9 protein-coding genes are annotated in these 12,504 nt (G+C 62.8%); 3 read left to right on the forward strand and 6 right to left on the reverse strand.

Translation table 11 applies throughout. The features are described 5' to 3' along the window. Window positions 1-20: 20 nt before the first annotated feature. On the reverse strand, window positions 21-920 hold the full coding sequence (locus ACNAOT_RS08855) for a TIGR01777 family oxidoreductase (protein WP_420180765.1): 900 nt from the start codon (window positions 918-920) through the stop codon (window positions 21-23). A gap of 85 nt (window positions 921-1,005) precedes the next feature. Here ACNAOT_RS08855 and ACNAOT_RS08860 point away from each other — a divergent pair, with 85 nt between their 5' ends. After that, window positions 1,006-4,530 (forward strand): S41 family peptidase, encoded by a 3,525-nt coding sequence (locus tag ACNAOT_RS08860; RefSeq protein WP_420180766.1) that lies wholly within the window; start codon window positions 1,006-1,008, stop codon window positions 4,528-4,530. A gap of 73 nt (window positions 4,531-4,603) precedes the next feature. On the opposite strand, the gene ACNAOT_RS08865 is transcribed toward ACNAOT_RS08860, so the two are convergent. Continuing rightward, the gene (locus tag ACNAOT_RS08865) at window positions 4,604-5,032 is read right to left on the reverse strand and encodes an OsmC family protein (RefSeq protein ID WP_026005506.1); all 429 of its coding nucleotides are present in this window, start codon (window positions 5,030-5,032) and stop codon (window positions 4,604-4,606) included. 132 nt (window positions 5,033-5,164) lie between these two features. Here ACNAOT_RS08865 and ACNAOT_RS08870 point away from each other — a divergent pair, with 132 nt between their 5' ends. Next, window positions 5,165-5,548: a VOC family protein gene (locus ACNAOT_RS08870; RefSeq protein WP_091466692.1), complete on the forward strand. Its 384-nt coding sequence runs from the start codon at window positions 5,165-5,167 to the stop codon at window positions 5,546-5,548. 13 nt (window positions 5,549-5,561) lie between these two features. Here ACNAOT_RS08870 and ACNAOT_RS08875 read toward each other — a convergent pair whose 3' ends face one another. From ACNAOT_RS08875 to ACNAOT_RS08890, 4 genes are all read right to left on the reverse strand, one after another. Further along, window positions 5,562-5,915 carry a hypothetical protein gene (locus tag ACNAOT_RS08875; RefSeq protein WP_178995552.1) on the reverse strand — a complete coding sequence of 118 codons (354 nt, stop codon included), beginning with the start codon at window positions 5,913-5,915 and terminating at the stop codon, window positions 5,562-5,564. 158 nt (window positions 5,916-6,073) lie between these two features. Then, entirely contained in the window at window positions 6,074-7,858 is a 1,785-nt protein-coding gene (gene sucB, locus ACNAOT_RS08880; protein WP_420180767.1) for a 2-oxoglutarate dehydrogenase, E2 component, dihydrolipoamide succinyltransferase, read from the reverse strand. A gap of 111 nt (window positions 7,859-7,969) precedes the next feature. After that, window positions 7,970-9,352, reverse strand: a complete 1,383-nt coding sequence (gene lpdA / locus ACNAOT_RS08885; RefSeq protein ID WP_026005508.1) for a dihydrolipoyl dehydrogenase — start codon at window positions 9,350-9,352, stop codon at window positions 7,970-7,972. A gap of 296 nt (window positions 9,353-9,648) precedes the next feature. Then, window positions 9,649-11,172 (reverse strand): leucyl aminopeptidase, encoded by a 1,524-nt coding sequence (locus tag ACNAOT_RS08890; protein WP_091466695.1) that lies wholly within the window; start codon window positions 11,170-11,172, stop codon window positions 9,649-9,651. A gap of 361 nt (window positions 11,173-11,533) precedes the next feature. On the opposite strand from ACNAOT_RS08890, the gene ACNAOT_RS08895 reads away from it, so the two are divergent. Then, on the forward strand, window positions 11,534-12,472 hold the full coding sequence (locus tag ACNAOT_RS08895) for a proteasome assembly chaperone family protein (RefSeq protein WP_420180768.1): 939 nt from the start codon (window positions 11,534-11,536) through the stop codon (window positions 12,470-12,472). Window positions 12,473-12,504 lie beyond the last annotated feature (32 nt).

The following is a 12,504-nucleotide window of genomic DNA, read 5'->3' on the forward strand; positions in this document are numbered from 1 at the left end:
CGCTGAAGCCAAGCACATCTTCAGAGGGCCTTTTCCTGGCGCAGCCATGCCATGGCATCGGGGAGGGACGGGTGCAGCCAGTGGAAGCCGGCTTCCTGTAACCGCGCGGGCACCATTCGCTGGTTGGCCATCACGAGTTCATCGGCAAGGCCACCGAGAACCAGTCGCAGGGCGGGTCGGGGTACACGGAAGAAGGCCGGCCGGTTGAATGCTTTGGCGAGGCCCGCGACTATCGTGTTCACATCTGCGCTCTCCGGGGCGCAGACATTCACCGGACCGTCAATTTGTGCTTTAAGGAGGTACGCGAGGGCCCTGGCTTCGTCGGCCAAAGTGATCCACGGCCAATACTGGCGGCCGTTCCCAAAAGGTCCACCCAGACCGAGCTTCAACAAGGGGAACAGCGGCCCGAGTGCACCACCGGAGGTGCTGAGCACGACGCCTGTCCGGGGCGTCACCACCCGAACGCCGGCCGGAGCAGTCCGTGCCATGCGCTCCCACTCAATGGACAGGCGGCCTAACACGCCGTCGCCGGGCCCGGCATCCTCCCTAAGCGCCCCATCGCGTGAGGCGCCGTAGTAGCCGGAAGCGGATTGGCTGATGAATGCTGCGGGCGGTTTGCCAAGTCGTCGCATGGCGGCGGTCAGGGTTTGAGTGGTCCGGAGACGGGATTCCGTGAGGACCTGGATCCGGCGTTCTGTCCATGGACGATCGCCTATGCCTGCCCCCGAGAGGTTGACCACGGCGTCTGCACCGTCCAGGACAGCCTCATCCAGCTCACCCTTGGCTGGGTCCCACGTCCATTCAAGCGCTGACGCGGCTGGGCGCCGCACCAGCCGGATGACCTCATTACCGTCAGCAACCAGCTGCTCGGACAGGGCCGTTCCGATCATTCCCGAAGCTCCGGACATCACGATTCTCATGACCCATCTCACCATGGCGAACGCTTGTGGTGGAAACGACAGCGGATGCCGCAACTGAAGGGTGCCTCTTGACTATGATCGAACAATGACCTCCTCCAGCTACCTCCGTTTCCCGCATGTGCACGGCGATCTGGTCACCTTTGTGGCCGAAGACGACATCTGGATCGCACCCCTTTCAGGAGGCCGCGCCTGGCGGGTATCCTCCCAGCAACTGCCGGCGAGGAACCCACGGTTCACTCCGGACGGCAAGGCGCTGGTGTGGACTACTGTGGTGGGCACGTCACCGGAGGTGGTCATAGCCAACGTCGACGGCGGCGGGTACAGGCAGCTGAGTTACTTCGGGCACAGCACCACTAAGGTCAAAGGCTTCACGCCATCAGGGAACGTGGTGGTAACGAGCGCGTTCCAACAAGCCGAAAGCCGTCACACGTACGCTTACAGCCTCCCGCTGGACGGCGGCGCCGCCGTCGAACTTCCGTTCGGCCCGGTTGAGGCTGTTGCTTTTGGTCCGGAAATCGGTGACGAGAAGCCGGTAGTCCTGGCAAGCGTTCTCTCACGTGAGCCCGCCTGGTGGAAGCGCTACCGCGGAGGCACCGCCGGGAAGCTCTGGATCGATGCCGACGGCAACGGGGAGTTCGAGCGGCTGGTGGCGGAGATCGACGGAAACCTCACCGACCCATTGTGGATTCAAGGACGAATTGCCTTCCTGTCGGACCACGAGGGCTACGGAAACCTTTATTCTGTGCTTCCTGATGGTTCCGGACTGCGCCGGCATACGGACCACGAGGACTTCTACGTCCGGCACGCAAGCACGGACGGCACCCGGGTGGTCTTTGAATCGGCAGGCGAGATCTGGATGCTCCCGTCACTGGACGCGGATGCTGAGCCCGTCAAATTAAACATCACTCTTGGGTCGGCATCACCGGGCCGTCGCCCCGCACCGCTCAAGGCTTCCGCCCACTTGGGGGATGTCTTCCCCAACGTCACCGGTACGGCCAGTGCAGTGGAATCGCATGGCACCATCCACTGGCTCCGGCACAAGGACGGACCTTCCCGCGTGGTTGAGGCAACACCAGGCGTCCGCGCCCGCCTGCCCCGGCCACTTACTGACGGCCGGATAGCTTACGTCGCCGATCGTGGGGGAGTGGAAGCGCTGTATATCAAGCGCATCGCCGCCCGCCTTTCGGCCGTGGTGGAGATTCCCAAAATCGCTGTTGAACAGCCCGCCGCAGCTACCGAAGAATCAGCTCCGCTTCCCAAGCCGGTCTCGGCGTCGAACGTGGTGGGACAGGGAACCGCTTCCGCGCAGGCGGGCACCAGTGTCACACGGGCGTCCGAAGACCAAACCCGGACAACATCGGTGGAGCCGGTCAACGGTGAGCCATCCGCAGACACCGCGGGAGGCACAAAGACAACCGCGGTTTCCGCATCGGCGGAAGAATCAGCGGATCTCCGCCTTGAATTTCCCGCCTCTACCCGGACGAGTGCTTTGGAAGCCAGCCCGGATGGCCGCTGGCTTGCCGTGGGCACGTCTTTCGGCGATGTCTTCGTTGCGGACACCACGGCCGGCAAGCTGACGCGGCTTGTCAGCGTCGGTGAAGGCAGCATCGACGAACTGGCGTGGTCCAGCGACTCCCAGTGGCTCGTCTGGTCCGAGCCGGTAACGTCCTTCGGTTCGCGGAGCAAGCTGAGGATCGCCCGCCCGGCAGAGCCTGAGTCAGGAATCATCGATGTGACCGACGGCCGCTTCTGCGACGAGTCCCCGAAGTTCACCCCTGACGGAAAATTTCTGGCGTTCCTGTCCAACAGGAGCTTCGACCCCGTCTACGACGGTCACTCGTTCGACCTGTCCTTCCCGAGCCCCATCAAGCCGTACCTGGTTGCTTTGGCAGCGGACACGTCCTCGCCGTTTGGCCCTTCCGTAGACGCGCTGGAGGACGCGTCACCCGCCGCGACAAAGTCCGACGACGGCGAAGCGCCAGCCGTGCGCGTTGACCCGGAGGGACTTGCCCACAGGGTTATCGCTGTCCCCGTACCTCAGGGGAACTACTCAGACCTGGCTGTTGGTGACGGTGCACTGTTGTGGCTCGATACTGAGCTTTCCGGTGTCATGGGCGATGGGCGAGGCACCCTTCAGGACAAGAAAACGGCGCCGTCCTTGGTCCGGTATGACCTTGCCAAGCGCAAGCAGGCCACGCTCGTCAAGGCAGTGGACAGCTACCGCTTGTCGGGTGACCTTAGCCGCATCATCTACGTGCACGACAAGCAAATCACGTCCGTTCCCGCTGACAACAAGGTGGAGGAGGACTCCGCGGACCTCGTGAAGGTGGAGCTCAACAGGGTCCGGGTCATCTTGGACCCCGTGGCCGCTTGGGGCCAGGCATTCGACGAGGCCTGGAGGCTGCAGCGGGACTTCTTCTGGACCGCCGACATGGCAGGCCAGGATTGGGACTCTGTCTACAAGCGCTACCGTCCCATCGTGGACCGGCTTGGTTCCCACGATGACCTGGTTGACCTGCTGTGGGAAATCCACGGCGAGCTGGGAACGTCGCATGCCTACGTCAAGCCGGCCGCTGTTGCGGAGCCCGGACGACACGGCCAGGGCAGGCTTGGAGCTGAGTTCCAGCTCGGCACCAACGGATGGGAAATTACCCGGATCCTTGCAGGTGAGTCTTCCGATCCGCTGGCTACTTCACCCTTGACCCGTCCGGGCGCGGACGCCAAGGTGGGTGACGTGCTGCTGGCGATCGACGGCGTCGAGCTTTCCGCGGTCTTGACGCCGGCAATGCAACTGGTGGGTTCTGCAGGCAGGACCGTGGAGCTCACCCTCTTGAACGGTGACGGTCATGGCGACGCTGCGGGTGTCCAGCGGCGCGTTGCCGTGGTTCCTGTCCGCGATGAGGAGCGGCTGCGGTACCAGGACTGGGTCCGGGCCAACCGGCGTACAGTCCGTGAGGCCTCGGACGGCAAATTCGGTTACCTGCATGTCCCGGACATGATGGCCAACGGCTGGGCGCAGCTTCACCGCGACTTGGATACGGAGACTGCTTTGGACGGCCTTATTGTGGATGTGCGGCGCAACCGCGGCGGACACACATCCCAGTTGGTTGCAGAACTGATCGGGCGCAAGGTCACAGGTTGGAGCATGCCGCGCGGTGAAAAGCCGAGGACATACCCGCACCACGCACCACGTGGACCCGTGATCATCCTCGCGGATGAATTCGCGGGATCCGATGGCGACATCATTACCCAAGTGTCCAAGCTGAGGGGCATTGGCCCCGTCATCGGAACGCGCACTTGGGGTGGTGTGGTGGGCATCGACAATCGCTTTTCGCTTGCTGACGGCACCGGGGTCACCCAGCCGCGATACGCCACATGGTTCAGTGGCGGGATCGGCTGGGACGTGGAAAACCGTGGCGTGGAGCCGGACATCGAGGTGCTGTTCCCGCCGCACGCCTACGCAGCCGGGACGGACCCGCAGCTGGAGTACGGAATTGGCGCGCTCAAGGAAATGATCCAGGAGCTGCCCACCGATCGGCCTCCAATGCGCGAGGGCTACCGCAAGGTCCGACCGGCCCCATTACCCTCGCGTCCCCAAAAGGCTAAATAAGCAGGCAAGTACAGAAGAGCCCCGCCACTTCCTCAGGGGAGTGGCGGGGCTCTTCTGCGTTTTGAAGGTGGTGTTACTGCGCGAGGGTGGCATCCAGGGTGATCTCGATGCTGGCCAGAGCGCCGGAAACGGGGCAGCCCGTTTTTGCATCTTCCGAGATACGGCGGAAGTCCTCTTCGGACAGGCCCGGAACCTTAGCGGTCATGGTCAGGTGGCTGCCAGTGATGCCTGTGCCGGGAACGAAGGTAACGTCAGCTTTGGTCTGAACTTCTTCAGCCGTGAATCCTTCGCCGGCAAGAGCGTGGCTGAAAGCCATGGAGAAGCAAGCGGAGTGGGCAGCGGCAATCAGCTCTTCGGGGCTGGTTTTGCCGCCGGACTGCTCCGTGCGTGCCTTCCAGGTGACATCGAACGTGCCCAGTCCTGAACTGTCCAGCGTAGTGTTGCCGGCGCCTTCAATCAGGTTGCCGTTCCAAACCGTGTGTGCGGTGCGTGTTGCTGCCATGTCCACTCCTTGGGGTCGTTGTGAGTCGGCAACCAGCCGTCGGCAGGTGCCATCGGGATCAATCCTATGGATTTGCCTGCCGGACCGCACGGCCATTCCGCTGACAGTGGATTGTGACCCTAGACTGGCGAAATGGATACTGAAGAACTTGTGCCTGCCAAGCGCAACCAGGGACCCAGAATCGCGTCCATCATGGTAAACGCCACTGACGCCGCCCGCCTGTCAGCTTTCTGGTCCGAGCTGCTGGACATGCCCGTTGCAGCGGAACATGAAGGTTTCATCTGGCTTCGGCCAGCTGAGCCGGGCCTTCCCCAGTTGGCCTTTCAACAGGTCGCCGCACCCACTGAAGGGAGGCGCCGCCTGCATTTGGACCTTCACGACGCCGACCCCTCAGCGCTGCGGCGCAAGGCTGAGACGCTGGGGGCTACTTTCGTCGAGGGGCAAGATGTCGGCGACTTCCATTGGGACGTCATGCAGGATCCCGAGGGGAACGAGTTTTGCATAGCCCAGGAGTGATCGCCTGCCCGGATTAGTTCCAGAGGGTCGCGATGGCGATGTTGATCAAAGCCAGGCCACCAACGCCGTGGGCCAGGCCGGTAGAGACCGGCTCGCCCTTCTTCACCTTACGTGTGCCGATAACTGCCAGAACGGCTACTGCCACACCGATGGCGAACTTCACGCCGAGCTTGAAATAGTTGGGATCGGCGTCGGGCAGCAAGGGGAACACACCCATCATGGCAATGCCCGTGAGGAGCTGGAGGAAGGCGCCGTCACGCTGGCGCGGGTGGACGGTTGGCTCCTTGAGGGTGGCGATCCAGTAGCCCACGATCATGGCTGCGCCGACGATGTGCAAGAACACCAAAATGTTGAAGAGAATACTCATGGCCCAAGCTTATCCAGTTGGTTCTACGTCCCGTAGCAAAGCCACGCTGACACCATGACGTGCTTGGATGCCAGCGGGCGGGCAAGCAGAAGGGCAGGTTACCGGTTTCCCGGTAACCTGCCCTTCTGCTTGGAAAGCGTGCTTAGAGACGCATGCCCTTAGAGACCGAGGTCTGCTTCGAAAGCGCCTTCTTCAAGGCGAGCCTTGAGGGTCTGCAGGAAGCGGCCGGCATCCGCGCCGTCCACCAGGCGGTGGTCGTACGTGAGGGACAGGTACATCATGGAGCGGATAGCGATCGAGTCGTCGCCGTTTTCGTCGGCAACCACGACGGCGCGCTTGACGATGGCACCGGTTCCGAGGATGCCCACCTGGGGCTGGTTGATGATCGGGGTATCAAACAGTGCACCAACGGAACCGATGTTGGTGATGCTGAACGTTCCGCCGGAAAGCTCGTCCGGGCCGATCTTGCCGTCGCGGGTACGGCCTGCGACATCGGCGATTTTGCTGGCCAAGCCGGCGAGGTTCAGGTTGCCGGCGTCGGAAATGACAGGTACCAGAAGGCCCTTGTCAGTATCCACTGCGATCGCCAGGTGCTCGGCGTTGTGGTACGTGATTTCCTGCTTGGCTTCGTCGTAAGCAGCATTCAGCTTGGGGTGCTGCTTCAAGGCTTCGGCTACAGCCTTGGCGATGAACGGGAGGAAGGTCAGCTTGACGCCGTTCTGGGCCTGGAACGAGTTCTTGGCCTTGAGGCGGAGCTTGGCGATCTTGGTCATGTCGACCTCGTGCACCTGGGTCAGCTGAGTGGAGACCTCAAGGGACTCGCGCATGCGGCGTGCAATGACCTGCCGGATGCGAGGAGCCTTCTCGGTGGTTCCCCGCAGGGAGGATGCGACCACGGGGGCGGCGGCCTTGGCTGCGGGAGCTGCGGCCGGAGCAGCTGCAGCGGGGGCTGCGGCTGCCTGCTTTGCTTCCGCAGCAGCCAGAACATCCTGCTTGCGGATGCGGCCACCGACACCGGTGCCGGAGACCGATGAGATGTCTACACCGTGCTGGTTGGCAAGCTTACGGACCAGGGGAGTGACATATCCGGACTCCGAGGACCCTTCAGCCGCAGGCGCAGCTGGAGCCTCGGCGGGTGCGGGTGCGGGTGCAGCGGCCGGAGCCGCGGGTGCGGCAGCGGGTGCCGGTGCAGCAGCGGGTGCGGCGGCGGGTGCCGGTGCAGCTGCGGGTGCGGCGGCGGGTGCCGGTGCAGCAGCGGGAGCAGCCGGAGCCTCGGCGGCAGGCGCTGCAGCCGGAGCGGGAGCCGATGCAGGAGCAGCTGCGCCGGAACCGATGATGGCAAGCACGGAGCCTACCTCTGCTGTTTCGTCCTCGCTGACGCGGATCTCCTGCAGGGTGCCGGCAACCGGAGAAGGAATTTCGGTGTCTACCTTGTCGGTGGAAACCTCGAGGAGGGGTTCGTCCACCTCAACGGTATCGCCAACAGCCTTGAGCCAGCGGGTGACAGTACCCTCGGTGACGCTCTCGCCCAATGCGGGGAGGGTTACTTCATGGCCCTCGCCTGAAGCGGCGGGTGCTTCAGCCGCCGGTGCTTCTTCAGCGGCGGGTGCGGCAGGAGCCTCTTCGGCCGGTGCTGCCTGCTCTGCGGGCGCGGCAGGAGCTTTCTCAGCCGGTGCGGACTCAGCCGCGGGAGCGGCGGAGCCGGAACCGTCGCCGATTCGGACCAAGGGGGCGCCTACTTCGGCCGTCTCGTCTTCAGCGACGAGGATTTCTTCGATGACGCCTGAGATCGGAGAAGGGATTTCGGTGTCTACTTTGTCGGTTGAAACCTCGAGCAACGGCTCGTCGATCTCCACCCGGTCACCAACCTGCTTGAGCCAGCGGGTGACGGTTCCTTCGGTGACACTCTCACCGAGGGCGGGCAAGTTAACGGATTCAGACATGTCGTCCCCGTTCTCCTTATTGATCTTTGTGCGGATGAATTCTGCTGGTTCGGATCGGGTGCATGCGGCAGATTCCGCTGCATGCACCCGCTCCGTGGGTCTTGGTAAGACTTAGCCGTGGAGGGCCTTGCCCGCGAGGGCAAGGTGGGCTTCGCCCAGGCTTTCGTTCTGGGTGGGGTGGGCGTGGACCAGCTGGGCCACGTCCTCCGGGTAGGCTTCCCAGTTCACGATCAGCTGGGCCTCACCGATCTGCTCGCCCATGCGGGAGCCGATCATGTGGATGCCCACCACGGGGCCATCCTTCTGGCGAACAAGCTTGACGATGCCACCGGTGCCGAGGATTGAGCTCTTGCCGTTGCCGGCAAGGTTGTATTCCTGGGTCTGCACCTGGTCGTCGCCGAACTTTTCCTTGGCGGCTTTTTCTGTGTAGCCCACCGTGGCGATTTCAGGTTCGCAGTAGGTGACCTTGGGGATGTTGATGTCCTCGACGATTGCCGGGTTCAGGCCGGCGATTTCCTCGGCGACGAAGATGCCCTGCTGGTAGCCGCGGTGTGCGAGCTGGACGCCGGGGACGATGTCGCCGACAGCGTAGATGTTGCCAACGCCGGTGTGGAGGCGTTCGTTGGTGATGACGAAGCCACGGTCGATGGTGATGCCTGCTTCTTCGTAGCCAAGGTTGGCGGTCACCGGACCGCGGCCAACGGCTACGAGCAGGAGGTCGGCTTCGAACGTCTGGCCATCAACCAAGGTGACCTTGACGCCGTCGTCGTTCTGCTCAACGCCCTGGAAGAAGATGCCGGTGGTGAACTTGATGCCGCGCTTCTTGAAGGCGCGCTCAAGGTTCTTGACGATCGAGGCGTCCTCGTTCGGAACCAGGGAGGGGAGGCCTTCGATGATGGTGACATCCACGCCGAAGGACTTCCAGACGGACGCAAACTCGACACCGATGACGCCCCCGCCCAAGACGATGGCGCTCTTGGGGATGTAGTCCATGGTGAGGGCCTGGTCCGAGGTGATGACCTTGCCGCCGATTTCCAGGCCGGGGAGTGAACGGGAGTAGGAACCCGTGGCCAGGACAATGTTCTTGCCCGTGTAAGAGGTGCCGTTCACGACGACGGTGTTGTTGCCCTGGAGCTTGCCTTCACCCTCGATGACGGTGATGCCCTTGGACTTAATGAGTCCCTGGAGGCCCTTGAACTTACCGGCAATGATGCCGTCCTTGTACGCGTTCACGGCAGACATGTCGATGCTGTCGAGCGTGACGTTCACGCCATACTTGGCGGAATCGCGTGCATGGTCGGCCAGTTCGGCCGAGTGCAGGAGTGCCTTGGTGGGGATACAGCCGTTGTGCAGGCAGGTTCCGCCGAGCTTTGCCTTTTCCACAAGGCCAACGGTGAACCCAAGCTGTACGGCCCGCAGGGCAGTGGCGTAGCCGCCGCTGCCGCCACCGAGTACCAGGATGTCGAATTCTTGCGCAGTTGCCTGATCGGCCACTAAAACGCTCCCTCGCGTGAATGATGACACGGGACTGCGTGCCATCTGGTCTTTGGAACTTGTTCTGCCGTGATTATGCCAGCACCTAAGTTCTCTTGCATTTGTGACTATCGAGTTCACCTTAGCGAACCACCTACCCATGCTCCACCCTCTGCGGGCGTTTGTGGAGCGCTTGTGTCGAGACTCACGTTCACTTGTGACACAGCGCTACACCCCGCATAATTCCGGGGTTGCGCAGGCCCTGGACGGCGTTCGTCAGGGACCTGCGCAACCCCGAGGGGCGTGGGGGAGTGGTGCTAGGCGGAGACCGCCAAGAGATCCTCGGCGTAGGCAACCAGGGTGCGGACGGTGCATCCGGTTCCCTGCTTGGGCGTGTAACCATACGGGGCGCCGTTGTTGAACGAGGGACCGGCGATGTCCACGTGTGCCCACGGGATCTGCTGGCCGTCGCCGTTCTTGCCCACGAACTCACGAAGGAAGACTGCTGCGGTCATCATGCCACCGTTACGTTCACCGATGTTGGCGAGGTCTGCCACCTGCGAGTCCAGGCTCGGCCGGAGTTCCTCAGGCAGCGGCATTGGCCAGACCAGCTCGCCGGCCCTGTCGGCCGCGGATTTCAGCGCTGCCGTGACTGAATCCGATCCCATGACGCCGGCAGTACGCAGGCCCAGGGCGATCAGCTGTGCACCGGTCAGTGTTGCCACGTCAATGATGGCGTCGGGCTTCTCCATGCTCGCAGCGACGATGCCGTCGGCCATCACCAAACGCCCTTCAGCGTCCGTGTTCAGAACCTCAACAGTCTTGCCCCCGTAGATAGTGAAGACGTCCGCGGGCCGCGCTGCGGCGCCCGAGGGCATGTTCTCCGCGATGCAGAGCCAGGCGGTGGCCTTGAGCGGCAGGCCGAGTGAGGCGATGGCCAGGACGGTATTAAGCACGACGGCGGCGCCCGCCATGTCGCTCTTCATGTCACCCATGCCGAGGGCCGGCTTAATGGAGATGCCTCCGGTGTCGAACGTGATGCCTTTGCCGACGAGGGCGATCTTCTGCGTGGCTTTCGCGGGAGCGTATTCCACCTTGACGAGGCGGGGCTGGCGGGTAGAGCCCTTGCCGACGCCGAGGATGCCTCCGAAGCCTTCCTTTTCCAGGCGCTTTTCATCCCAGACCGTGATCTTTACCGGAAGGCCCTTGGCGAGTTCCTTGGCGGACTCGGCGAACGACTCGGGGTACAGGTGGCTCGGGGGCTGGTTGACCAAGGTGCGGGTCGCGTTGACCGCGCGGGCGAGCACAATTGCCCGGTCCAGTGCGGGCTGGGCGGACTTGGCATCGACATCCGAGAAAATGAAGGCCTTGGCCACTGGGGCCTTCAGCCCATCCTTGCTGGATCGGTGCTCCGTGTAGGAGTAAGCGCCCAGGGCGGCTCCTTCGGCGACCGCGGCGACGTCGGTGAGGGTCGCCGTCGGGAAGGCCAAAGTGACTGAAGAGGCTCCGGCAAGCTGGCGAACAGCGGATCCTGCAGCACGCCGGAGCGCTTCTTCGCTGAGGCTGCCCGCATCGGACAGCTTTCCTACGCCTGCAAGGACAAGAATCCCCGAGCCTGTTTCCGGCAGGCCCGGAAGCCGGTGAACCTGGTCCGCGGCCCCGGTGATCCCCAGAAGCTGCAGGGAGCCCGCAACGGATTCGGCGGCTTTCGCACTCAACGGGTTGGACAGCAGTACCGGCCCGTCCGCGCCTTGGGCAACGCCAATCACAAGTGCGTCGCTGGGGGACTTTTTCAGGTCCTTGGCGATGATGCCCAGGATGATGTCAGTAGTCTTGACCACGAGGATGTGTCCTCACTTCTCTCTGCATTGCATGGCGGCCCGCATGTTTGGCGGCCTGCCCCGGTACGCGCCCGACGTCTTTCTGCTACGGCGGCCTTGGTCTTCAGGTCCAGCGTCGCAAAAGGACGTCGGCCCGCTTCGATCGTAGTCTCTTGAACGCTGCGGACGGCAATTAAATGAGAGCTGCGGCACATCGGGGGCAGGAATGCCGTCATGGCGTGGAGCGTTGTATGGATTAATAGAGTCCCGCAGCCAAACAATGGTGCCCGGCGTGCCCATATCGCTGGGTGTCATGGGCCATGTGCCATGTGGTTGGCGCCCGGGACTTCCCCTAACTTTGTCATTGCGAAAGGAACACGCCGTGTTTGAACGGATATCCGGCTCCCTCCTGGACCCCGAATCGCTGTACGCGCGAAACATTGAGACCTTCCACAGCCCCGAGCTTCGCGGCCTGAACATGGTCATGGGGTTCACGGGCTTTGCCGATGCCGGTCACGTAGTCCGGCAGATCAACGCGGAACTGTTGGACGAACTGGGTGCGGAGGTGGTGGCCATGTTCGATGCCGACCAACTCATCGACTACCGTTCGAGGCGGCCCCACATCAGCTTCGTGGAAGACCACCTGCAGGACTACCAAGCGCCAAAGCTTGGCCTTTACAAGCTGAATGACGGCCTTGGCCAGCCGTTCCTGCTGCTTGCCGGCTTTGAACCAGACCTGCAGTGGGAGCGCTTCTCGAGGGCCGTCGTCGGAATTGTTGAAGAGCTGGACGTCAACCTGGTGACCTGGATCCATTCCATCCCCATGCCCGTCCCGCACACGCGGCCCGTTGGAGTGACGGTTCATGGCAACATGCCTGAACTCATTGAGGGAATCTCAAGTTGGAAACCCACGGTAGATGTTCCTGCTGCCATTGGACACATCCTGGAACTCCGGCTCACCGAAGCGGAACGCAATGTGGCCGGCTACGTCATCCATGTCCCGCATTACCTGTCTGAATCGGAGTACCCGCCGGCCGCCGTCGCCGGATTGGAATACCTGGGGGCGGCAACCTCCCTCATGCTGCCAACGGACAGGCTCCGGGAAGCGGGGCGTGAAGTGGGCCGCCAGATCGCGGAGCAGATCGAGGCTTCTGAAGAAGTCCAGGCAGTAGTCACAAATCTCGAGACGCGCTATGACGAGAAATCCGAGGGCATCGTCCGCCGCTCGCTGCTGGCAGATGAGAATGATGAGCTGCCTAACGCCGAGGATATTGGAGCTGCCGTAGAGGCCTATCTGGCGCGTAAAGACTCGCCTCAATAAATCAGCTTTGAGTTGCCGGCAGGCATAATTGT

Source organism: Paenarthrobacter sp. TA1.8, assembly GCF_048595705.1.
Lineage (GTDB): Bacteria > Actinomycetota > Actinomycetes > Actinomycetales > Micrococcaceae > Arthrobacter > Arthrobacter nitroguajacolicus.